This is a genomic window from Actinosynnema pretiosum, assembly GCF_002354875.1.
GTDB lineage: Bacteria > Actinomycetota > Actinomycetes > Mycobacteriales > Pseudonocardiaceae > Actinosynnema > Actinosynnema auranticum.
On record NZ_CP023445.1, the window covers coordinates 3629160 to 3652196 of the forward strand.

The 23037-nt window shown below is 73.7% G+C and carries 18 protein-coding genes, 3 pseudogenes and 1 riboswitch; of the genes and pseudogenes, 11 read left to right on the forward strand and 10 right to left on the reverse strand.

Annotated elements, in window-relative coordinates; translation table 11 throughout:
- Positions 1-79 precede the first annotated feature (79 nt).
- The 3 genes from CNX65_RS15620 to CNX65_RS15630 are packed head-to-tail and all read right to left on the reverse strand — an operon-like array spanning position 80 to position 4247.
- A complete protein-coding gene (locus CNX65_RS15620; RefSeq protein WP_096493803.1) occupies positions 80-1393 on the reverse strand; it encodes an aminotransferase family protein in 1314 nt (437 codons plus the stop codon).
- On the reverse strand, positions 1390-2685 hold the full coding sequence (locus tag CNX65_RS15625) for an aminotransferase class III-fold pyridoxal phosphate-dependent enzyme (protein WP_096493805.1): 1296 nt from the start codon (positions 2683-2685) through the stop codon (positions 1390-1392). The genes CNX65_RS15620 and CNX65_RS15625 overlap by 4 nt, the downstream gene beginning before the upstream one ends.
- On the reverse strand, positions 2682-4247 hold the full coding sequence (locus CNX65_RS15630; protein ID WP_096493807.1) for an aldehyde dehydrogenase family protein: 1566 nt from the start codon (positions 4245-4247) through the stop codon (positions 2682-2684). The genes CNX65_RS15625 and CNX65_RS15630 overlap by 4 nt, the downstream gene beginning before the upstream one ends.
- Positions 4248-4511: 264 nt before the next feature.
- A riboswitch (cobalamin riboswitch) is annotated at positions 4512-4649 on the forward strand.
- 235 nt (positions 4650-4884) lie between these two features.
- Here CNX65_RS15630 and CNX65_RS15635 point away from each other — a divergent pair.
- From CNX65_RS15635 to CNX65_RS15655, 5 genes and pseudogenes are all read left to right on the forward strand, one after another.
- Positions 4885-5143: pseudogene (locus tag CNX65_RS15635) on the forward strand (5-methyltetrahydropteroyltriglutamate--homocysteine S-methyltransferase); the annotation flags it as partial.
- A 438-nt stretch (positions 5144-5581) separates the two neighbouring features.
- The gene (locus CNX65_RS15640) at positions 5582-6646 is read left to right on the forward strand and encodes a methyltransferase (protein ID WP_157767673.1); all 1065 of its coding nucleotides are present in this window, start codon (positions 5582-5584) and stop codon (positions 6644-6646) included.
- A gap of 146 nt (positions 6647-6792) precedes the next feature.
- Entirely contained in the window at positions 6793-8073 is a 1281-nt protein-coding gene (locus tag CNX65_RS15645) for a serine hydrolase domain-containing protein (RefSeq protein WP_096493811.1), read from the forward strand.
- Between the two features lie 517 nt (positions 8074-8590).
- Positions 8591-9464, forward strand: a pseudogene (locus CNX65_RS15650) (IS5 family transposase).
- Between the two features lie 119 nt (positions 9465-9583).
- Entirely contained in the window at positions 9584-10102 is a 519-nt protein-coding gene (locus tag CNX65_RS15655; protein ID WP_096493813.1) for an SMI1/KNR4 family protein, read from the forward strand.
- Positions 10103-11197: 1095 nt separating this feature from the next.
- Here CNX65_RS15655 and CNX65_RS38340 read toward each other — a convergent pair.
- Positions 11198-11338, reverse strand: a complete 141-nt coding sequence (locus tag CNX65_RS38340) for a transposase (protein ID WP_408608528.1) — start codon at positions 11336-11338, stop codon at positions 11198-11200.
- A gap of 405 nt (positions 11339-11743) precedes the next feature.
- Positions 11744-12166, reverse strand: a complete 423-nt coding sequence (locus tag CNX65_RS15665; RefSeq protein WP_096493815.1) for a Rid family hydrolase — start codon at positions 12164-12166, stop codon at positions 11744-11746.
- Between the two features lie 111 nt (positions 12167-12277).
- On the opposite strand from CNX65_RS15665, the gene CNX65_RS15670 reads away from it, so the two are divergent.
- Together CNX65_RS15670 and CNX65_RS15675 are read left to right on the forward strand one after the other, a co-directional pair.
- The gene (locus tag CNX65_RS15670; protein ID WP_198320478.1) at positions 12278-12820 is read left to right on the forward strand and encodes a MarR family winged helix-turn-helix transcriptional regulator; all 543 of its coding nucleotides are present in this window, start codon (positions 12278-12280) and stop codon (positions 12818-12820) included.
- 107 nt (positions 12821-12927) lie between these two features.
- Complete coding sequence (locus tag CNX65_RS15675; protein WP_096493817.1) at positions 12928-14508, forward strand: methyl-accepting chemotaxis protein; 1581 nt, start codon at positions 12928-12930, stop codon at positions 14506-14508.
- Between the two features lie 94 nt (positions 14509-14602).
- Here the strand turns inward: CNX65_RS15675 and CNX65_RS15680 are convergent, their stop codons facing one another.
- Entirely contained in the window at positions 14603-15454 is an 852-nt protein-coding gene (locus CNX65_RS15680; protein WP_096493819.1) for a LysR family transcriptional regulator, read from the reverse strand.
- 44 nt (positions 15455-15498) lie between these two features.
- Between CNX65_RS15680 and CNX65_RS15685 the strand changes: the two genes are divergently transcribed.
- From CNX65_RS15685 to CNX65_RS37035, 3 genes and pseudogenes are all read left to right on the forward strand, one after another.
- A complete protein-coding gene (locus tag CNX65_RS15685) occupies positions 15499-16428 on the forward strand; it encodes a DMT family transporter (protein ID WP_096497804.1) in 930 nt (309 codons plus the stop codon).
- A gap of 100 nt (positions 16429-16528) precedes the next feature.
- The gene (locus CNX65_RS15690) at positions 16529-16732 is read left to right on the forward strand and encodes a helix-turn-helix domain-containing protein (protein WP_373565547.1); all 204 of its coding nucleotides are present in this window, start codon (positions 16529-16531) and stop codon (positions 16730-16732) included.
- A 51-nt stretch (positions 16733-16783) separates the two neighbouring features.
- Positions 16784-17098: pseudogene (locus CNX65_RS37035) on the forward strand (cadmium-transporting ATPase); the annotation flags it as partial.
- A gap of 48 nt (positions 17099-17146) precedes the next feature.
- Here the strand turns inward: CNX65_RS37035 and CNX65_RS15700 are convergent.
- Complete coding sequence (locus tag CNX65_RS15700; protein WP_232519853.1) at positions 17147-17806, reverse strand: HAD-IA family hydrolase; 660 nt, start codon at positions 17804-17806, stop codon at positions 17147-17149.
- A 49-nt stretch (positions 17807-17855) separates the two neighbouring features.
- On the opposite strand from CNX65_RS15700, the gene CNX65_RS15705 reads away from it, so the two are divergent.
- On the forward strand, positions 17856-19013 hold the full coding sequence (locus tag CNX65_RS15705; protein WP_096493823.1) for an ROK family transcriptional regulator: 1158 nt from the start codon (positions 17856-17858) through the stop codon (positions 19011-19013).
- A gap of 356 nt (positions 19014-19369) precedes the next feature.
- Here the strand turns inward: CNX65_RS15705 and CNX65_RS15710 are convergent, their stop codons facing one another.
- From CNX65_RS15710 to metK, 3 genes are all read right to left on the reverse strand, one after another.
- Complete coding sequence (locus tag CNX65_RS15710) at positions 19370-19831, reverse strand: hypothetical protein (RefSeq protein ID WP_177154665.1); 462 nt, start codon at positions 19829-19831, stop codon at positions 19370-19372.
- Positions 19832-20263: 432 nt separating this feature from the next.
- Positions 20264-21739: an adenosylhomocysteinase gene (ahcY, locus tag CNX65_RS15715; protein ID WP_096493825.1), complete on the reverse strand. Its 1476-nt coding sequence runs from the start codon at positions 21737-21739 to the stop codon at positions 20264-20266.
- A gap of 26 nt (positions 21740-21765) precedes the next feature.
- A complete protein-coding gene (metK, locus tag CNX65_RS15720) occupies positions 21766-22971 on the reverse strand; it encodes a methionine adenosyltransferase (RefSeq protein ID WP_157767674.1) in 1206 nt (401 codons plus the stop codon).
- Positions 22972-23037 lie beyond the last annotated feature (66 nt).

Genomic DNA, 23037 nt, shown 5'->3' on the forward strand with positions numbered 1-23037 from the left:
GCCCTTGGTGGCCTGTGGTGAGGATACCCGCGACCGTTCGAGCCGCAAGGAAGTTCACCCGAGGGCCGGGTGAACCGCCTCACCCGAGCACGTCCCGCACCGCCAGCGCCAGCCGCTCCGCGACCACCGCCACCTGCTCCGGCGTGATCACCAGCGGCGGCCCGAGCAGCAGCACGTCCCCGTCGCGCCCGTCCGCGCACCCGGTCGAGTGGTACACCAGCAGCCCGCGCTCCCGAGCCGCCGCCACCACCCGCTCGGCCACCCGCTCCGCGCGCGGGAACGGCGCCTTGGTCTCCCGGTCGGCCACCAGCTCCACGCCGCGCAGCAACCCGATCCCGCGCACGTCCCCGACCGCGCGGTGCCCGCCCAGCCGCTCCCGCAGGCACGCGTCCAGCACCGCCCCCACCCGCTCGGACGCCGCGACCAGGCCGCGCTCGGACAGCACCCGCAGCACCGCCCGCCCGGCCGCCGCGCCGACCGCGTGGTGCGAGTTGGTGAACCCGTGCGTGAACGCCCCGATCGCCTCCCGCACCCGCCCCGAGCACACCGCGAGCCCCAGCGGCCAGTACCCGGACGACGCGCCCTTCGCCGCCACCAGCAGGTCCGGCCGCACCCCCCAGTGCTCGCACGCGAACCACCGCCCGGTGCGCCCGAACCCGGTCATCACCTCGTCCGCGACCAGCAGCACCCCGCGCTCCCGGCACACCCGCGCCACGGCGGGCCAGTACTCGTCGTCGGGCACGCACGCGCCCAGCCCCGCGCCCGCCACCGGTTCCGCGACGAACGCCGCCACGTCGTCGGTCAGCAGCCCGTCCAGCCGCCGCGCGTGCCACGTCCCGCAGCCCACCGGGTGCTCCGGCGCCGGGCAGCGGTACTCGTAGGGCGCGGTCGCCCGCCGGGTCGCGCCCAGCCACGGCAGGTACGGCGCGCGCAGCCCGTCCCGCCCCGACACGTCCAGCGCCCCGCGCGTGCTGCCGTGGTACGCGCCGCCGCGCGCCACCACCACGTGCCGCGCCCGCCCCTGCGCGAGGTGGAAGGCCCGCGCCATCTTCAGCGCCGTCTCCACCGCCTCGCTGCCCCCGGACACCGGGTACACGCGCGGGTCGTCCACCGGCAGCAGCGGCGCCAGCTCGTCCGCGTACGCCTCGACCTCGGCGCTGCGCATCGCGGTCGGGTGCACGTACGCGACCTTGCGGGCCTGCGCGGCGATCGCGTCCACGACCTCGCCGACGCCGTGCCCGATCGAGGTCACCACGGCCCCGCCGGACCCGTCCAGGTACTCGCGCCCGTCGGTGTCCACGATCACCGCGCCGCGTGCGTGCGAGGCGGTGGGCAGGCCGGTGGCGCGGGCGAACACGTGCCCGCCCGCGCCACCGGCCAACCCGCTGCTCACCCGAGCACCGCCGCCAGCGCCTCGCCGAGCACGCGCAGCCCGGTGTCGGCCTCGGCCTCGGTGATCACCAGCGGCGGGGACACCCGGATGCTGCTCTCGCCGCACTCCAGCACCAGCAGCCCGCGCTCGAACGCCGCCTGCTGCACCGCCCCGGCCAGCTCCGCCGTGGCCAGCTCGACGCCGAGCATCAAGCCGACGCCGCGCACGTCCACGACCGCCTCCGGCCAGCGCGCCTGGAACCCGCGCAGCCCGGCCGTCAGCCGCTCGCCGACGCTGGTCGCGTTGGCCAGCAGCCCCTCGGACTCGATGACCTCCAGCGTCGCCAGCCCCGCCGCGCACGGCACCGGGCTGCCGCCGTAGGTGGACCCGTGCGCGCCCGCGGGCCAGGTCTCCATCAGGTCGGCGCGCGCCACGAACGCGCCCAGGGGCAGGCCCGACGCGAGCCCCTTGGCGCTGAGCAGCACGTCCGGCCGCACCCCGGTGTGCTCGACCGCCCACATCCGCCCGGTGCGCCCGACCCCGGACTGCACCTCGTCGGCCACCAGCAGGATGCCGTGCCGGTCGCACAGCTCCCGCAGCCGCGCCAGCCACCCCTGCGGCGGCACGATGTACCCGCCCTCGCCCTGCACCGGCTCCACGAAGATCGCCGCGACCTCGTCGGGGGGGACGACGTGCCGGAACAGCACGTCCTCCAGGTGCTCGAACGTGGCGTCGCTGCCGTACGGGGCGTGCAGGATTCCGGGCAGCAGCGGACCGAAGCCCTTGTGGTACTTGGACTTCGACGCGGTCAGCGACACCGCGCCGTAGCTGCGGCCGTGGAACGAGCCGTAGAAGCTGATCGCGTACTGGCGGCCGGTGGCGTGCCTGGCGAGCTTGAGCGCGCCCTCCACCGCCTCGGCCCCGGAGTTGGTCAGGAACACCCGCGCCGGGCCGTCGATCGGCGCGGTGTCCGCCAGCGCCCGGCACATCCGCGAGTAGATCGGCAGGTAGAAGTCGCTGGCCGAGTAGTGCAGCAGCTCCGCGCTCTGCCGCTGCACCGCCTCCACCACGCGCGGGTGCGCGTGCCCGGTGGAGTTGACCGCGATGCCCGCGTTGAAGTCCAGGAACAGGTTGCCGTCGACGTCCTCGATCACGCAGCCCCGCCCGCGCGCGGGCACCAGCGGGTAGGCCCTGGGCAGGGAGCGGCTGGTGACGGCCTCGTCGCGGGCCAGCACCTCGCGCGCCCGAGGTCCGGGCAGCTCGGTGCGCAGCAGCGGCGCGGTGGCCGCGCCCGCGTTGCTCGTGGCGGTCATCGGGACACCACCGTCCGGGACTGCTCGCGCAGGTACAGCTGCACGTAGTGCGGTCCGCCCCCGGCCTTGCCGGTGCTGCCCGACCCCTTCCAGCCGCCGAAGGGCTGCACCCCCGGCCACGCCCCCGTCGTCGCGCCTGCCGCTCGGTTCACGTACACCACCCCCGCCTCGATCTCGTCCAGGAACCGCTCGACATCGGCGTCGTCGCCGGAGAACAGCCCGGCCGTGAGCCCGAAGTCGGTGTCGTTGGCCAGGGCCAGCGCCTCGTCGAGCGAGTCGACGGGCGCGATGGCCACCAGCGGCACGAACAGCTCGTCGCGGAACAGCCGGTCGTCGACCGGGACGCCCGTGACGACGGTCGGCGCGACGTAGTGGCCGTCGGCGCGGCCGTCGCCCGCGCCCAGCACCTCGCCGCCCGCCACGACCCGCCCGACCTCGCGGGCGTGCGCGACGGCGTCCGAGAACCGGGCGACCGCGTCGGCGTCCACCACCGGCCCGACGAACACCGGGCGCTCCAGCGGGTCGCCCACGACCAGCTCGGCGGTCTTCGCGACCAGCCTGGCCACCAGCTCGTCGTGCACGTCGCGGTGCACGTAGACCCGCGAGCAGGCCGAGCACTTCTGCCCGGAGAACCCGAACGCGGAGCGCGCGATGCCGGTCGCCGCGACGTCGAGGTCGGCGTCGGCGGTGACGATGGTGGGGTTCTTGCCGCCCATCTCGCACACCACCGGCTTCGGGTAGGCGCCCGCGAACGAGCGGTACACCTCCATGCCCGCCGCGTGCGACCCGGTGAACGTCAGCCCGTCCACGCCGGGGTGCGCGACCAGCGCCTTGCCGGTGTCGTCGCCGCCGGGCAGCAGGTGCAGCGCGTTCGCGGGGACCCCGGCCTCGCGCAGGCACTCCACCAGCTTCGCGGCGCTGAACGTGCCCTGCGTGCTGGGCTTGAGCACGGTCGAGTTGCCCGCGACCAGCGCGGCGCCCAGCGGTCCGGCGGCCAGCGCGGAGGGGAAGTTGAACGGGCTGATCACGCCCCACACGCCGTAGGGGCGCAGCACGCTGCGGGTGTGCTCGCGCTCGGACAGGCGCGCCATGTCGGCGGCGAACCCGCCGTGCTCCTCGAACCGGTCGCAGTAGTAGCGGATCAGGTCGGCGGACTCCTCGACGTCGCCGAGCGCCTCGAGGCGGTTCTTGCCGACCTCCATGGTCATCAGCGCGGCCAGCTCGCCGGAGCGCTCGCTGATCAGGTCGGCCGCCGCGCGCAGCACCCGCAGCCGCTCGGCCTGCGGGGCCCAGGACACGGCGGTCGCGGCGGCGCGCACGGCGTCGTCCACGTCCTGCGCGGTCGCGGTGCGGCCCTGGCACAGCACGAGGGAGGTGTCGGCGGGGCTGGTGACGGTGAACGGCTCGCCGGTGGTCCTCGACTCGCCGCCCACGTCGACGGGTATCACCCGGCCCAGCCACGACCGGGCGGTGTCCGCGCCGCGCTCGTAGTGGGTGTGCAGGGCCTCGTTGTCGGCGGTCAGGGTGGCGTAGGTGACCCGCGGGCGTTCGGCGTCGGCCATCGTGTCGCTCCATCCTCGTGGACTGCGCGGCTGGGCAACCCTAGGACGGATTCCGTGGCCGTGTCGACGCTTGCCCCGAAGCTCTTTCGTGCTCAGGCGCGTGTGCCGCAGTTCTTCCGGGTTTTGCTCGCTCTTGCCGAAGCTCTTGCACTCCATCGCGGGAACGGACCAATCCCACCGACCGGGAGGGCCTCCCACCCCGCGCCAGGGTCGGACGTGGTGGTGGTTCGCCCGACCGGCCGACCCCCGGAAGGGCGAGGCAAGAGGGAACCCGGTGCGAGTCCGGGACTGCCCCGCAGCGGTGAACGGGAACGAAAGCCGTCATCAAGCACTGCGCCCGCGTCGGGCGTGGGAAGCGACGGCCGGTAGGAGCGCGGACGGCACCCGTGAGTCCGAAGACCTGCCGCGCCGACCCGCGGGTCCCCGCGCGCTCACGAGGGGAGAGCCTGTGACCAGCGGTATCGGCTCGACCGTGCTCGGCTACCCCAGGATCGGCCCGCGCCGGGAGCTCAAGCGCGCCGTCGAGTCCTACCGGGCGGGGCGCACCGCTCGCCACCGCCGCCCTGGTCGGCGCCATCCCGGCCCGCTACCGGCAGGAGCCAGTCCGACCTCGGGCTGCCGAGGCTGGTCACCACGACGATCGGCGATAGAGGTCCTTGCGGACCTGGGCGCGGCCGGTTTCGCGCGGGGCGTCGGACCGGGGGCGTCCGACATCGACTCGCCCAGGGCGCCGGGGAAGGAGGCGCTGATCGCGCAGGTCCCGCGCCGTCCCCGGCGACCGCCTGTGGGTGAACCCGGACTGCGGCCTGAAGACCAGGGCCTGCGCGGAGGTGGAACCCGCGCTGCGGGCCCTGGTCGCGGCTGCGAGGCGCGTCCGGGAGGCGACGACCGGCTGACTCCCACCGGGATGTCCCCGGTGGACTGACACCCGCACGAGGTGATGGCCCCCGCGCTCCCGATCGGGAGCGCGGGGGCCGCCTCCACCCCGGAGTCCGTTGCAGCGACGGAACCCGGTAGTGCTTCCGCACCTTCGCCAGAACCCTGCTGGGCGGTGGGTACCCGCAGCCCCCGCACCCTGAACCTGCCCGATCCCCACGTCCCCCGGACGGCGCAGCCCGCCCTCGCCGCCCACCGCTCCTGCCCGCCGGTCGTCATCGGGGCAATCACTCGCCCGAGGGATGAACCCGGCGTCCCGCGTTGCAGGCGCGGCCTCCGCCGCACACGATTCCCCGCGGTGGCAGGTCTTTTGGTGCGGCATCCGGTTCCTGCGGTGTCCGGTTCCGGTGGCGTCCGGTTCCGGCGGTGTCGGGTTCCGGTGGCGGAGGGGCGGTGGCATGGGGCTCGCGGCGCACGAGCAGCACGAGGAGGCCGAGGCGGGGGACGCCGTCGACGCGCTCCTGGGCGGGTACTGGAGGTTCCACGTGCTCGGGGCGTTCGTGCGCCTGCGCGTGCCCGACCTGCTCGCCGAGGGGCCCACCACGGCCGCCGAGGTGTCCGACGTGCTCGGGGCGGTGCGACCCGACGTCGTCGACACCTTCCTGCGCTGCGCCTCCGCCGAGGGGCTGCTCGACCGGAGCGGCGACGGCTGGTACTCGGCCAACGCCGTCACCGCCGCGCTGTGCCGCAACGGCAGTCACGCCACGCTCGCCCTCATGCTCACCGCACCGGGGGCTTGCCGCCCGATGGAGGTGCTCGACCAGGTCGTTCGTCACGGCAGGTCACGGGCGGATCTGGTGTTCGGCGGCGACGACCTGTGGACCTACTACCGCCGGACCCCGCACGAGGCGGCCTGGTTCTCCGACTGGATGCAGGAGTTCACCGAACCGGTCGTGGACTCGGTGCTGGACCGCTACGCGTTCACCGGCCACCGCCGCGTCGTGGACGTCGGCGGCGGCAACGGCACCCTGCTCCACCGGGTCCTCGCCGCCCACCCCGACGCCACCGGCGTGCTGTTCGACCGCCCCGAGGTGGTGTCCAGGGCGAGCGCGGTGCTCAAGCGCCTCGGACTGGCCGACCGGGTCGAGCTGGTGGGCGGCGACTTCTTCGAGGGCATCCCACCGGGCGGGGACCTGTACCTGCTCAAGAGCGTGCTGTGCGACTGGGACGACGCGAGCTGCGTCCGGCTGCTCTCCCGCTGCCGCGAGGCGGCCGGACCGGGCGTGCCGATCGTGGTCGTGGACTGGGTGCGCGGCGACGGCGACTCCCCGGTGCACGACACGATCTCGTTGCAGCGCCTGGCCCTCAACGGCGGCGAGATCCGCACGTTCGGCCACTTCCGCGGCCTGTTCGACGCGGCGGGCCTGGAACTGGCCGTCCTCGACCGCCCCACCCCCGGCACCACCCACGAGTGGGAACCGGCGACGATCATGGAAGTGGTCGACGCCTCCCCGTGGCGGTGAGGGCTGGCCGGTGAGCGCTCCCCGTGGGCGCGCACCGCGTTTCACGGGCGCGGCGGAAAACGGATACGCGCTCGCAACCCGCCGACCTCTTCACTGACCGGCAACCGCAACGCGCTCCGCGTGCGGGCTGGGAAAGGGGCACGGTCGTGGGTGGCGCAGAGGGGAACGCGGGCGGGATCGGGCGGAGGAAGGTGTTCGGGTGGGGCGGCCTGGCGGCGGCCGGGGTGGTCGCGGCGGGCGCGGCGCCCGCTGACGCGCTGGGTGACCGGCGCGGCGGCGCGGGGGTCGCCGAGGTCGGGAGCGGGGCGGGGGAGCGGGTGCCCCCGGACGCCCTGCCCGGTGGCGCGCTCGACCGGTACGTGGCCGGGCTCGCCGCCGAGGGCGAGTTCTCCGGGGTGCTGCTGCTCTCGCGCCGCGGCCGGACCGTGCTGTCCCGCGCCTACGGCATGGCGGACGAGGAGCTCGGGATCGGCAATCACCTGGGGACCGCGTTCAACCTCAGCTCGGCCAGCCAGCCGTTCCTGGCCGTGGCCGTCCTGCAGCTCGTGCAGGCGGGCGCGGTCGGGTTGGCCGACCCGGTGGGTGCCCACCTGACCGGGTTCCCCGCTGACCTCGCCGAGCGGGTGACCGTGCACCACCTCCTCACCGGCACCGGTGGCCTGGACGCCCCGGCGCCGGACTGGCAGCGGGTCTTCCACAGCCGTGACGAGGTGCGCGAGCAGCACCGGCTGTGGACGCACCAGGCCCGGCTGGTGGCCGCCCCCGGTTCGGCCGACCAGGGGCACACGCCCGGTGGCGGGGTCGGGTTGGCCATCGCGGCGCGGATCGTGGAGGCCGTCGCCGGGACGACGTTCTGGGACTACGTGCACGAGCACGTCTTCACGCGCGCGGGCATGACCGGTTCGGGGTTCTACACCCGGACGCAGTGGCTCTCCGACGCCCGCATCGAGCACCCGTACGCGAGGCAGGCGGGCGGGGGCCGGGTGGACGTCGCGCGCCACCTCGACCGGGGCAGCACCGCAGGGCCGATCGAAGGCCGGAACCCGGCGCGCGCGTTCATCGGCCACTCCTCCGGCGACGCCTTCGCCACCGCGCCCGACCTGGTGCGCTTCGCGCACGCGCTGCGCGACGGCACGCTCCTGTCCAGGCCCTACGCCGAACTGCTGACCGGCCCCAAGCTGCCCAGCCGCAACCCCAGGTCGTTCACGGGCTACACCGGCCCGCTCCACCTCCTCAACGGTGACCAGTGGACGTTCGGTCGTGGCGGCGGCAACGCGGGCTGCGGAGCCGACTGGACGGTCTACCCGGACACCGGCTGGACCGGGGTCCTGCTCAGCAACTACGACGACTTCCCGATGGTGGAGATCCTCCAGTTACAGGAGCAGGTCATCACCGGCCAGGACGGCACCCCGCCCGGCGGTGGCTGACCCCGCCGGGGTGAGACCGGCGAGGTCTGCGCTGGTCAGCGCGGCGTAGTCGCGGCATGGAGGGCTTCCGGCAGGACTGGATCTGCGAACGACCTGGCCGACGAGAACCACCACCGAGTGCCGGGCCGCCGGGCCACCGAGTGCCGGGCCGCCGGGCCACCGAGTGCCGGGCCGCCGGGCGCTAGGCCGCCGGGCGTCGGGAACGCCGGGCGCCAGGAACGCCGGGGCGACGGCCTGCGCCCCGGCGTTCCCGGCCCGGCCGGGGCCGGACACCGACCGGTTCGAGGGGGAGGCGCCCGCCGTCCGCACGAGTAGCTCCAGCAGGGCGGCCGGATGCCGGTCTGCGGCGACGGGGCCGTGGAGGCGCGGGCCGCCGAGGGTGTCGCGTTCGGCTCGGAGCGGCTGGTGGACCTGACCAGTCGCCACGAGCACGCCAGGCCAGCAGCAACTAGGCCAGCAGCAACTAGGGCGTGTCCTGCGGATCTTTTCCATGATCGTGTGCAGATGACGGATCGTGGTGGGGCGTGGTGAGCTGACGGACAGGGCCTGGTCGGTGATCGCGCCGTTGCTGCCCGCGCAGAGCGGGCGACAGGGCGGGCGGTGGCGCAGCCACCGTCAGGTGATCAACGCGATCCTGTGGAGGGAACGCACCGGCGCACCGTGGCGTGACCTGCCGGAACGGTACGGGCAGTGGAAGACCGCGCACGAGCGGCTGCGAAAGTGGACCGCGGACGGGACGTGGGACAGGATCCTGGAGCACGTGATTGTCAAGGATGACTCCCTCGGCACGCTGGAGGACCATGTCGCGTTCGTGGTCGGCGTCGACTCCACGAGTGTCCGGGCACACCGGCACGCGGCGGGCGCCCGGAAAAGGGGGCTGCGCGGGCTGGATCGAGGACCTCGCCGTTGACGGGGAATGTCTCGGACGGTCGCGGGGAGGGCTGACGAACAAGCTGCACCTGGCGGTCGAGGCGACCGGCTTGCCGTTGGCGGTGGTCTTCACGTCCGGTCAGGCCGGGGACAACCCGCAACCACTGCCGCTGTTGGACGAGATCCGTGACATCGAGGTGGACGGGCGGCGGGTGCGGGTCGGGCGGGTGATCGCCGACAAGGCCTATGCCCACCTGGGCACCCGCACCGCGTTACGGCAGCGACGGATCAAGGCCACGATTCCCGAACGCGTCGACCGGATCGCCCGCCGCAAGGCCAAGGGGTCGGCCGGTGGCAGGCCACCGGCCTTCGATCCCGACATCTACAAGATCCGCAACGTGCTCAAACGCTGCTTCAACCGGCTCAAGCAGTTCCGCGGCTTGGCCACCAGGTTCGCCAAACGAGCCGCCTACCACCGTGCCGAGATCGTCTTGGCCTGCATCGTTGTCCACCTTCGGTGAAGATCCGCAGGACACGCCCTAGGCCAGCAGCGACCAGGCCAGCACCGACCAGGCCAGGACGCTCCCCATGCCGTGACGACCGCCCGATCCCGCCCTCGCCGCGTGCGAGGATCGCGCCCGTGGAACCCGACTCGCTCGCGCGGTTGCGGACCGTCCTGGCCGCCTTCCCGCGCGGCCTCGCCTACGACATGTCCGGGCCGCGCTACGACCCCGCGTTCCACGCCCACGACTGGACGGCCGTCGAGGAGCGCGTCGGGACCCGCCTCCCGGCGGACTACCGGCGGCTCGCGGACGGCTACGGCGGGCTGGTCGTCGCGGGGATCTTCCTCGTCACCCCGGACGACCTCCCGGCCGTCCACGAGGCCCACGCCAACAGCCTCCGCGACCACTTCGCCCACCGCCCCGACCTGGCCCGGCCGGTCCACCCGGAACCCGGCGGGTTGCTGCTGTGCGCGACCACCGAGGGCCGCGACATCCTGTGGTGGGACACGACCGCCCCGGACCCCGACCGCTGGTCGATCGTCTGGGACGCGGAGTTCGCCGCGCACACCTTCCCCGGCACCCTCACCGAACTCCTCGTCGCCGACCTGACCGGTGTCCTCCGCCCCCGGCTGACCGCCTTCACGGTCCGTCTCTAGCGGGTGAGCGGCGCGGCGCGTCCATCGACCGCAGACCGGTCGGGGCGGCGGTGAGGGCTCGCACGGCACTCTTGTGACGCGACCACCACCACCGCCAGCGGCGAGCCTGGTGATGAGAGCCGCCAGCAGAACCTGTCGGGCGCCCCCCGGAGTCGTCCGCGCCCCAGGTCACCAGGTCACCAGGTCACCTTGCAGGCCAAGGCCCGCAACCGCCGCATTGCCGCCGCTGACGAGGTGGATCGCGTCCTCCAGCCGCCATGACCACCGTGGCCGATGACCTGACCAACTTCGACGACACACCCTGGAGCCGTAGGAGCTGTTTGGGGTTTGGATCATGTGGTTGAGGTGAGGGTCTTCAGCCACATGATCGCTCCTCGTAGATGAAGTCCGGCTTCGTAGCTGTGTGGTGTCTTGTCGTAGCGGGTGGCCAGGCCACGCCATGTCCTGATCTTCTGGAAGAAGCGTTCGACGGTGTTGCGCCCCTTGTAGCGCGCGGGATCGAAGCGAAGGACACCGGCCGCCCTCCCGCCGAGCCCTTCCCCGTGCGGTTGGCCTGCTGGTCGGTCTTCTCCGGGATCACCGCGGTGATCCGGCGGCGGCGCAGGTAGGCCTGGTTGGCCTTGCGGGAGTACGCCTTATCCGCGGCCACCGCTCCCGGACGGGTGCGCGGGCTGCCGGTCGGGCCGGGGACCCGGATCCGGCCGAGCCCGGCCGCCGCAGCCTGCGCCTTCCGACGACGCCTGCGGGCGGCGCGGTCCCGACCGGCAGGCCTGCCCGCGTCGGCTGCGTCCGGCGCGGACCGCGACGGATCACCCGCAGCACGCTCCGCTGGGTGAGCAACGGAGCGCCTTTTTCCTCGGTCAGCGCCTGTTCCAGAGCGCCGAGGGTCTTCCCGGCGATCACGAGCCCGGCCGATTCGTGGTGCGCCCGCACGATCGTGGAGTCCACGCTGACCAGTTCCAACCCGACCTGTCCTCGGGAGGCGGCCTCGGCGATCAGCGCGTCCACCAGCGTTTGGAACACCCCCGCCTTCGCCCAGGCGTCGAACCGGGAGTAGACGGTGGACCAAGGCCCGTACCACTTGGGCACGTCGCGTCAGCCCGGCCCGGTGCGGAACCGCCACAGGATCCCGTTGAACCGCTCCCGCACCCGACGCGGCAACGGTCCGGTCGCAGCCACCGGCACATGCGGCTCGATCAACGCCCACTCGGCATCGGTCAGAGCGAAACGCGCCACACCCCGTGTTCTACCAGTGCTCCACAGGGCCGGTAGATCCGAACCTCAGACAGCTCCTAGAGCAGAGTCCGATGTCACGGTGGCGTGATCACCCCGAACCGCACCTCGCGGTCGGCCGCTGGAAAGCCTTGCGCCACAACACCGCCAGCCGTCCCGCGCACTCACCCGGATCGTCGCCGTGGTATGGGCCTGCCCCCGGCGAACACCGGTCTGCCACCCGCTGTGAACACCACGGGATCACCCTCCTGACACCTTGCTGAGGTCACCTCACTGCGCGGTGGCTGCCCCACCGGTGGTGTCCGTGGTGGGGGAATGGCTGCCTCCTGGCGGCGAGTGGCATGGCCAAGCCTCACCGGCCGCCTCGGCAGTGCCCCGCCTGGGTGCCGGGATCGGTGCGCCGTCTCCTCAGTCGCCCTTGACCACCGCCGTCGCCCGGATCTCCACGCGCATCCCCGGCGCGCCCAGCGCCGCCACGCCCAGGGACGTCCAGATCGGGGCGCGGTCGCCCAGGCGGGCGCGGAACTGGGCGACCATCACTCTGTTGTGGGTCTCGCCGAGGAAGTTCCCCGCCTCCGGCTCCGGCACGTGGTACGAGTCCACCGCGATCACGTCCGCCCACGTCGCGCCCGCCTCGGCCAGGGTGCGCTCCAGGTTGTCGAACGCCTGGACGATCTCGGCTTCCAGGGACTCCGGGAAGTTCCAGTCGTCGTCCCAGCCGCCCTGGCCCGACGTCTCGACGCGGTCGCCCACGCGCACCGCCTGGCTGTAGCGCATGGTCGTGAGCTGCCGGTCGCCGTAACCGGGGGTCACGCTGAAGGTCGCGCTCATGGAAGGGGGCTCCTGTCGATCGCTGGCCACTGGTTGGGTTCACGCTTGAAGTGAAACTACCACCGTTGTGGTTCACGTGTGAAGTCATCCGGGGTCGGTAGAGTTCCCGGCATGGCGGGTGAGACTTCGGAGAGCGGGGAAACCGCAGCTCAGGGACCTGGCAACCCGAACGGGTACGACGACGGGAAAGTCGTCTGGGAGCCCCGCTGGCTCGACGCGGGTGAGAAGGAGGCCTGGACCGCCCTGGTCTCCCTCGTGCTCCTGCTCCCCGGCAGGCTGGAGTCCCCGCTCCAGCAGGAGGCCGGGCTGACCCTGTTCGAGTACCTGACCCTCAGCCACATCTCCGAGGCCCCCGACCGCCGCCTGCGGATGAGCGAGCTGGCCTACCTCGCCAACGGCTCCCTGTCCCGCCTGTCCAACGTCGTCAAGCGCTTCGAGCAGCGCGGCTGGGTCGAGCGCTCGCCCGACCCGGCCGACGGCCGCTACACCCTCGCCGCCCTCACCGACGCCGGGTTCGCCGTGGTCCGGGCCGCCGCGCCCACGCACCTGCGCGCGGTCCGCGAGCTGGTGCTCGACCCGCTCACCGCCGACGAGCAGCGCTCCCTCGCCGAGATCGCCGCCAAGCTCCGCGCCCGCCCGGTCGACCTGGCCTGATCCCCGCGGACCACGCTCACCCGGATCTCCGCGGAAAACCCCTCAGCCGGCCCCCCGCCGTGCCGAAGCTCGGTGGCACAGGTCATAAGCGGGTACAGGAGGAGCCGGTGTTGCGTTCGCTGAGCATCAGGGGAGGCCTGCTGGCCTCGGCGGGAGTGGCGCTGGGGGTGGCGGTCGCCATCGGCGCGGTGGGGGTCGTGGAGACGTCCAACACCGCGACGAAGGCCGAGGCGATCCACCAGGAGGCGCTGCTGCCGCTCTCCGCCGTCAAGGACATGCAGCAGCTCATCTGGCACGGCCGCTGGGCGTCGCTGTCCAACCTCACCGCCTCCGACGCCGAGAAGGCCAAGGCCTACGGCGCCGAGTCGGCCACGAACTACGAGGCGGTCACCACCCGCCTGAACGAGTACTCGACCATGCCGGTCACCGACGCCGAGCGCGCCGCCATGGCGACCTTCGCGACGGACTGGGCGAACTACATGGAGCTGCGCAAGCAGTCCTCCGCCCTGAAGAACGACGGCAAGATCGCCGAGTGGGAGGCGTTCCGCAGCAGCACGCTGAACCCGGCGCTGGCCAAGGCGCTGGAGAACCTCGACAAGGCCATCGCCCTCACCCAGGAGCACGCCACCTCCGCCGCCACCGCAGCCCAGGACGCCGCCTCCAGCGCGCGCCTGGCGATCGTCCTGGTGCTGATCGCGGGCGTGCTGCTGGCCGCCGGGTTCGCGCTCGCCATGTCCCGCGTCCAGGCCCGCCGCCTGCGCGAGCTGCAGGACGTGGTGACGGCGCTGGCCGACGGCGACCTGAGCGAGCGCGAGGCCGACACCAGCTCCAACGAGATCGGTGAGATGTCCCGCTCGGTGCACACCGCCGTCACCAAGATGCGCGGCACCGTGCAGACCCTCGCCGCCGCGAGCCGCGAGCTGTCCGAGCGCTCCACCGCGCTGCAGGGCACCAGCCGCGACCTGGCGGGCGGCGTCGACCGCGCCTCCGACCGGGTCGGCCAGATCGACTCGGCCGCGGGCGAGGTCAGCGACGGCGTGCAGGCCGTGGCGGGTGGCGCCGAGGAGATGGGCGCGGCGATCCGCGAGATCTCCATGAGCGCCGCCGAGGCCGCCCAGGTCGCCGCGAACGCCGTGCAGTCCGCCGCCGAGGCCCGCCAGCTCATGGCCAAGCTCGACTCGTCGTCGGTGGAGATCAGCAACGTGGTCTCCGTGATCACCGCGATCGCCGAGCAGACCAACCTGCTGGCGCTGAACGCCACCATCGAGGCGGCCCGCGCGGGCGAGTCCGGCAAGGGCTTCGCGGTGGTCGCGGGCGAGGTCAAGGACCTGGCGCAGGAGACCGCGAAGGCCACCGAGGAGATCGGCCGCCGCACCGAGGTCATCCAGCACGACACGCGCGCCGCCGTCGAGGCCATCTCGGGCATCGGCGCGGTCATCGAGAAGATCAACGACTACCAGAACACCATCGCCTCGGCGGTGGAGGAGCAGAGCGCGACCACGCAGTCCATGACCGCGGACCTGAACCGCGCCGCGGGCGGCACCACGCGCATCAGCGGGCAGCTGGCCGAGGTCGTCGGCGTCACGGCCGACACCAAGCGGGCCGCCCAGTCCGCCGAGCAGACCGCGGGCGACCTGGCCGGGCTGTCCACCCGGCTGCGCGAGCTGATCGACTCCTTCCGCTACTGAGGGACCCACGGATTCGGCCCCGTCCCGCGTCGTGACCCGGCGCGGGGCGGGCCGCCCCCCACATGAACCCGGCCGCGTCCTCGCGCGGCCGGGTTCAGCCGTCGCGGACCGAGTCCACCAGCGCGGTGACCGCCGGGTGCCAGTCGCGGTCGGCGGGGCCGGTCAGCACGAGCCTGCGGGTCACCGGCTCGCGCAGCGGCACCACCACCAGTCCCGGCGGCAGCATCGCGCCGACCAGTCCGGGCACGAGCGACACGCCCATGCCGGAGCGGACCATCGCCAGCAGCGTGCCCAGCTCCCTGACCCGGTGCCGGGGCGCGAACGGGTGACCGGTGTGGGCCTGCCGCACCCGGTGCTCGCAGCAGCCGCGCGAGAGCAGGAACGGGTCGTCGGCCAGCTCGCCGACCCCCACCTCCGGCTGCCCGGCCAGCGGGTGGTCGGCGGGCAGCAGCGCGTGGAAGGCGTCCTCGCGCAGCAGCACGCCCGCGCCCGGCGGCGGGTCGACCCGGACCGCGACGTCGACCGTGCCGTCCGCGAGCCACTCGTCGATCTCGTCGTCGTCGCCCTCGAACACCCGCGCCTGCACGCCGGGGAACTCGGCGCGCCACCGGTCCAGCAGCTCGGGCAGCAGCCCCTGGCACACCGTCGGCGGCGCGGCGATGCGGACCGTGCCGCGCGGTCCGCCCCGGTCGCGCTCGGCCAGGTCGGTGATCGCGGTGGCCGCCGCGACCGCGCTGCGGGCGTGCGCGAGCAGTTCCGCGCCGAACGCGGTGGGCGCGGCGCGCCCGCGCCGGGACAGCACCGCGCGGCCGAGCACGCGCTCCAGCGCGGCGACCGCGTGCGAGACGGCCGACTGGGTCAGGCCGAGCGCGTCGGCGGCGGCGCCGAAGCCGCCCTCGTCGACCACGGCGAGGAACGCCCGCAGCTGGGCGAAGTTCAGGGCCATGAGCGCCTCTCATGGGTGACGGGCGGGCACTTGTTGGACTCATGATGGGGCACGGGGTGATGCTCGTCGGCGTGGGGACCACCGGGAAGTTCGTGCTGCTGTCCGCGATCTGGGGCAGCAGCTTCGCGTTGATCAAGGTCGCGGTGGACGCGGGCGTGCCGCCGGTGCAGGTGGCGCTGCTGCGCTGCCTGTTCGGGGCGCTGGCGCTGTGGCTGATCTGCCTGGCGCAGCGCGCCGACGTCCCGCGCGACGCGCGCACGTGGGGGCACGCGGCCGTGGTCGCGGTGCTGCTCAACGCGGTGCCGTTCACCCTGGTGGCGTTCGGCGAGTCCAAGGTGGACTCGGTGCTGGCCGGGGCGCTGAACGCCACCACGCCGCTGGCGACGCTGGCGTTCGCGCTGCTGGTGGCGCCGGGGGAGCGGGTGACGTGGACCAGGCTGGCGGGGCTGCTGCTGGGGTTCGCGGGGGTGCTGGTGCTGCTGGGCGCGTGGCGGGGGCTGGAGGGGGACGTGCTGGTCGGCGGGCTGGCCTGCGTGGCCGCGACGTCCTGCTACGGCGCGGGGTTCGCGTACACCCGGCGGTTCCTGACCGGCGGGCCGCACCGGGCGAGCGCGCTGTCGGCGGCGCAGATCACCTGCGCGACGCTCCAGCTGCTCGTGGCGGCGCCGCTGCTGTCCGACTCGCTCGTGCTGCCGGGTGCGCCGGTGGTGCTGGCACTGGTGGTGCTGGGCGCGGTGGGCACCGGGTACGCGTACGTGCTCAACTTCGACCTGATCCGCGAGGCGGGGCCGACGGTGGCGTCGACGGTCACGTACGTCACGCCGCTGTGGTCGACGGCGCTGGGCGCGCTGCTGCTGGCGGAGCCGGTGGGGTGGAACACGGTCGCGGGCGGCGCGGTGGTGATCGGCGGGATCCTGCTCAGCCGCAGGCCGGTCCGGGCGCGCTCGGGGGTGGAGGTGGGGGCGGGGCGGTAGCCGGTGCTCGCGCGCGGCGACCCGTGCGGCGCCGGGACGCCCACCAGGACGGCGAGGGGCGCGGCTGCCCGTTCCTGTCGATACCTGTTAGTTCGTTGATGTGACCGACGAGCGCGACGCCTGCGACCTGGCGCGGGTGGTGGGCCAGGCGCAGAACCTCGTCTCGCACCACCTGCGGCAGTTGCGCGTCGCGGGCCTGGTCGCCGGTCGGCGCGACGGGCGCTTGGTCATGCACCCGCTCACCGCGCGCGGCCGTGCGCTGGTCACCGCGGTGCTGGGCGAGCGCGCCGCCTTTGAGGCGTGAGGGATGTCGGACGCGTGCCGCGGGCCGCGTGACCCCGCGAGGCGGCGGCGGACACCCTGTGCGGCGGATTCCTCGCCGGCCCGGATCGCGCACGTCGTCGAGCAGGCCCAGGAGCGCAAGGGCGTCGGGCAGCGCCTGGCCGACCGGGGCGCGAAGCCGCTCGTGCCCGCGATCACGGTGCTGGTGGCGGCCTCACCGTGCGCGCTGGTGATCTCGGTGCCGTTGACCCCGGTGGCCGTCGTCGGCGCGGCCAGCGGGCAGGGCGCGCTGGTCAAGGGCGGCGCGGCGCTCGAGGAGCTGGGCAGGGTCGGCGTCGGCGCGCTGGGCCTGGCCGCCGTCGTGCTCGTCCACGAGAGCGCCGAGGTCCTGGTCACCCTCAACGCCGTCCGCCGGACCGGCGAGGGCTCGGGCGGGCTAGCCGATCCCGGCCGCCAGTTCGAGGCCCTCGCCGGTCCAGCGGACGGCGCGCAGGTCGGGCACCACCACGTCCGGCCGGTCCGCGCCGAACTCCCGGCCGCCCACCCCGACCACGACGCCTGCGCCCGCCGACCGCCCGGCGCGCACGCCCACCGGCACGTCCTCGAACACCGCGCACCGCGACGCGGGCACCCCGAGCAGCCGCGCCCCGGCCAGGTAGCCCTCCGGGTGCGGCTTGCCGCTGCTGACGTCGCCTGCGGTCACGAGCGCGCGCGGCACCGGCAGCCCGGCGGCGCGCAGGCGGGCGGTGGCCAGGTCGCGCTTGCCGGAGGTGACGGTGGCCCAGCGGTCCGGGGGCAGCGACGCGAGCAGCTCCGCCGCGCCGGGGATCGCGGTGGTGGCGCGCACCTCGGCCAGCTCGAACGCGTCGATCATCGCCGCCGCCTCGGCCCGCCGCGCGGGCTCCACGTGCAGCGCCACGGTGTCGACCGCCCGCCTGCCGTGCACGGTGGCCATCACCGCGTCCGGGTCCAGCCCCAGCTCGCGCGCCCACCGGGTCCACGCGCCCGTCACGCTCGCCTCGGAGTCCACGAGCACGCCGTCGCAGTCGAACAGCAGCGCCGCGCAGGGCGCCGCCGTCATCGGGTTCGTCTCCACGGGCACACGGTAACCCGATAAAATCGTTGAGCGAGTATATTCGTGAGCCATGACATCCGCCCAGGCACGGCACTGGCGCTCGGCCTCGGACGCGCTCGCGCTGCTCCGGCGCGAGCCCGACGTCACCAGGACCCGGCTGGGCAAGCACCTCGGCCTGGCCAGCGGGCCCACCTCCGACCTGGTCAAACGCCTCGCGCGCGCCCGGTTGGTCGATGAGCGCCGCGCCCCGTCCGCGGGTCCGGGCAGGCCGACGACCACCGTCCGCGCCCACCCGTCCGGCCCGGTCGCCCTGGTCGTGGACCTGCGGCACGGCGACTGGCGGATCGGCGTCTGCGACCTCGCGGGGGCGGTGGAGGTCGTGGCGGGCGGCGGGCGCGACGGCGCGGACCCCGAGGCGCTGCTCACCGGGCTCCGCGCGCGGATCACCGACCTCGCCGAGCGGCTGGGCGACCGCGTCGTCGGGATCGGCGTGGCGGTCCCCGGCCCGGTGGCGGACGACCGGCTGCCGACGACCGTGCTCGGCCTGCGGGACGTGCCGGTCGACCGGATCGCCCCGCCCGGCCTGCCCGCCGTGCTCGGCAACGACGCCACGGCCGCCGCCGTCGCCGAGGCCCGCCTGCACACCCCGCGCCCGCGCACCCTGCTGCACGTGGTGGTGGAGGTCGGCATCGGCGGCGCGCTCCTGGTCGACGGCGTGCCCGCGCCCAGCGCCCGAGGGCTGCACGGCGAGTTCGGGCACCTGCCGCTCGGCGATCCCGGCGTCGAGTGCCCGTGCGGCGCGCGGGGCTGCTGGAGCGCCGGTTTCGAGGCGGGCGCGGTCGCCCGGCGCGCGGGCCTGACCGTGACCGGTGACCCGCGCGCCTGGCTGCGCGACTTCTACGCCGACCGGGGACCGGCGTCGCGCGCCCGCGCCGGACTGGCCGCCGACCTGGGGCGCGGGATCGCCGGGCTGGTCAACGCGCTCGACCCCGACCTGGTCACCCTCGGCGGGCTCGCCGCGTCGGTGCGGGACGCCTGCGCCGAGAGCTTCGAGCGGGCCGTGCTGGCGGGTCTGATGGCCGTGCACCGCGAGTCGCCGCCGGTGGTCGTGGCCGCCCGCTCGGACGAGGACGCCCCGCTGATCGGCATCGGCCTGTCGGTGTTCGACCGGGTGCTCGACGCCGACCTGCTCGCCCGCTGGTCCACCGGCGTCACCGGCGGCGCTTGAGCAGGAAAGCCGCCGCCAGCGCCCCCGTCCCGGACCCTCGACGTCGTGCAGCGACACGGAGATCGCCTCCGGGCGCCGCGCGAGCACGCTCTCGTGCCGGGTGCTCCAGCCGATCCACAGCACCCCGGACCTGCGGGTCTGCGGCATCAGGTGCACGGTCCCGCCCGCCTCGCCGAGGAAGGCGTAGGCGGGGGGGCTGGTCGAGTCGTCCCCCAGCCGGACCTGCCACGCGCCGTCCACCAGCGCGGGCCCGATGTCCACGTGCCCGTCCCGGATCTCCAGCGCCGCCGCCGAAGCCGGGGGAGCGGTCGCGACGCCGAGCAGGAGCGCCACGAGGAGGACGCGGAGGAGACCGCTCACGCCTCGGGGGTGCGCCGACCGCGCACGGCCAGCCCGATCCCGGCGATCACGACGACCAGCAGCACCGCGCCGCCGACGAGGTACCCGGTGGGCACGCCCCCGGACTCCGCCGCGGCCTCGGGTGCGGACTCGGGTTCCCGCACGCGCACCAGCGGGACGTCCGCCTCGGCGAGCACCGCGCCGCCCGCGTCCCGGACCACGGCCCTGACCTGGCTGCCGTCCCAGCCCCGGTCGAGAGCCCTGCTCAGGGTCGTGCCGCTCGCGCCCTCGATCGGCCGGAAGTCGTTCTCCCCGTTGCTGCGCGCCGACCACTCGACGCCCGTCGCACCGTTCACACCGGACAGCGTGAACGTCGCGGTCTCACCGGCGCGGTAGGAGTCCTTGTCCGAGGCCAGTTCCGCAGCCGCCGCGGCGCCGCCTGCCACCTTCAGCTCCAGCGGTTCCGACTCGGACAGCACCGAGTGGTCGGCGTTGAACAGCCGCGCCGTGACGTGGGCGCCGTCCAGGCCGGCCGTGATCGGCAGCTCCTGGTCGGCAAGGCGCGACTCGGGGATCCACGCGTACGCCGACTCGCCGCGCTTCTTCAGGTACCAGTGGTAGTGCTCGGCCTCGGTGTCGTAGGTGCCCTTGGCGGTGAACGACCAGGTGGCGCGGGTGTGACCGCCGACCTCGCCGGAGGTGCCGCGTCGACGTGCGCGCCCGCGCCGAGGAGCTCGCGGCTCTCGGCGGGGTCGTAGCCGGCCGCGAGGGCGGGGGCGGACCCCAGCAGGACGCCTGCGCCCACCAGGCCCGCGAGCAGGGGGATCAGGTGCGACGGGCGTCGGGCCGTGTTCCCCGGACGTCCGGGGAACACGGCCTTCCTCAGTCTGCTGCGGTCGCGACCGCCGCGATCAGTAGCGGTAGTGCTCCGGCTTGTAAGGACCGTCCACGTCGACGTCGATGTACTCGGCCTGGTCCTTGGAGAGCGTGGTCAGCTCCCCGCCGAGTGCTTCGAGGTGGATGCGGGCGACCTTCTCGTCGAGCTTCTTGGGCAGCCGGTAGACCTCGCGGTCGTACTCGGTGTGCTTGCCGAACAGCTCGATCTGCGCGATCACCTGGTTGGAGAAGGAGTTGGACATCACGAAGCTCGGGTGACCGGTCGCGTTGCCCAGGTTCAGCAACCGCCCTTCCGAGAGCACCAGGATCGAGTGCCCGTCCGGGAACACCCACTCATCGACCTGCGGCTTGATGTTGATCCTGCGCACACCGGGGAACCGGGCCAGCCCGGCCATGTCGATCTCGTTGTCGAAGTGCCCGATGTTGCCCACGATCGCCTGGTGCTTCATCGCCGCCATGTGCTCGACGCGCACCACGTCCTTGTTGCCCGTGGTCGTGATCACGATGTCGGCCTTGGGCAGCGCCGACTCCAGGGTCTGCACGTCGTAGCCGTCCATCACCGCCTGCAACGCGCAGATCGGGTCGATCTCCGTCACCACGATCCGCGCGCCCTGCCCGCGCAGCGACTCCGCCGCGCCCTTGCCCACGTCCCCGTACCCGCAGATCACCGCGACCTTGCCACCCATGAGCACGTCCGTGCCCCGGTTGATCCCGTCGATGAGGGAGTGGCGGATGCCGTAGCGGTTGTCGAACTTCGACTTCGTCACGGCGTCGTTGACGTTGATCGCCGGGAACAGCAGCTCACCCGCGGCGGCCAGCTGGTACAGGCGCATGACACCGGTCGTGGTCTCCTCGGTCACCCCGCGGATGCCCTCGGCGATCTTCGTCCACTTCCCCGCGTCCTTGGCCAGGGAGTTGCGCAGCGTCTCCAGGACCAGGGTCCACTCCTCGGAGTCGTCCTCGGAGGCCGCGGGCACGACGCCGGCCCTCTCGTACTGCGCGCCCTTGTGCACCAGCAGGGTGGCGTCGCCGCCGTCGTCCAGGATCATGTTCGGGCCCTGACCGTCCGGCCAGGTCAGCATCGACTCCGCCGTCCACCAGTACTCGGCCAGCGACTCGCCCTTCCAGGCGAACACCGGCACGCCCCCTGGCTCCTCGACGGTGCCGTGCGGGCCGACCACGACGGCGGCGGCGGCGTGGTCCTGGGTGGAGAAGATGTTGCAGGAGGCCCAGCGGACCTCCGCGCCGAGCGCGACGAGGGTCTCGATGAGCACGGCGGTCTGCACGGTCATGTGCAGCGACCCGGAGATCCGGGCGCCCTTGAGGGGGTACACCTCGGAGTACTCGCGGCGCAGCGCCATCAGACCGGGCATCTCGTGCTCGGCGAGCCGGATCTCCTTGCGCCCGAAGTCGGCCAGGGACAGATCGGCCACGGCGAAGTCGATACCGTTTCGGGTCTGAGCCAGGGCCGGGATCGTGCTGGGGGACAACGGAAAGCTCCTACTCGTCAAGGGGGTCACGCGCCTGCGGCGGCGCGGAGGTCGTCAGCGCGGGAGATGTCCTCCCACGGAAGTTCCACGTCGGTGCGGCCGAAGTGGCCGTACGCGGCGGTGGGGGCGTAGATCGGGCGCAGCAGGTCGAGGTCGCGGATGATCGCGGCCGGGCGCAGGTCGAACACCTCGGTGATGGCCTGCTGGATCTTGCTCGGGTCCACCGTCTCGGTGCCGAAGGTCTCCACGAACAGACCCACCGGGGCGGCTTTGCCGATCGCGTAGGCCACCTGCACCTCGATGCGGGTCGCCAGACCCGCGGCGACGGCGTTCTTGGCCACCCACCGCATCGCGTACGCCGCCGAGCGGTCGACCTTCGACGGGTCCTTGCCCGAGAACGCCCCACCACCGTGCCGCGCCATGCCGCCGTAGGTGTCCACGATGATCTTGCGACCGGTCAGGCCGGCGTCGCCCATCGGACCGCCCAGGACGAACCTGCCGGTGGGGTTGACCAGCAGCCGCACGTCGGAGGTGTCGAGCCCCAGGCCCTCGATCTCGGGCGTGAGGACGTACTCGCGCACGTCGACGCCGAGCAGCTGCTCCAGGTCGATGCCGTCCGCGTGCTGCGTGGACACCACCACGGTGTCCAGGCGCACCGGCTGGTCACCGGCGTACTCGATGGTCACCTGGGTCTTGCCGTCCGGGCGCAGGTACGGCACCGAGCCGTCCTTGCGCACCGCCGTCAACCGGCGCGAGAGCCGGTGCGCCAGCGCGATCGGCAGCGGCATCAGCTCCGGCGTGTCCGTGCACGCGTAGCCGAACATCAGGCCCTGGTCGCCCGCGCCCTGCTGGTCGATGTCGTCACCGGCGTCACCGACCCGCTGCTCGTAGGCGGTGTCCACGCCCTGCGCGATGTCCGGGGACTGCGCCCCGATCGCCACGTTCACCCCGCACGAGTGACCGTCGAACCCCTTCGCCGAGGAGTCGTAGCCGATCTCCAGGATCTTCTCCCGCACGATCGACGGGATGTCCACGTACGCCTCGGTCGTCACCTCGCCCGCGACGTGCACCTGACCGGTGGTCACCAGCGTCTCCACCGCCACCCGCGAGGTGGGGTCCTTGGCCAGCAGCGCGTCCAGGATCGAGTCGCTGATCGCGTCGCAGATCTTGTCCGGATGCCCCTCGGTCACCGACTCGCTGGTGAACAACCTGCCTGGAGTCGCACGCGACATGGCTGACCTTCCTCTTCAGGAAGGCGCCCTTGGGGTGTGAAGGGCAGACGAGCGTGGCGGGTGGTG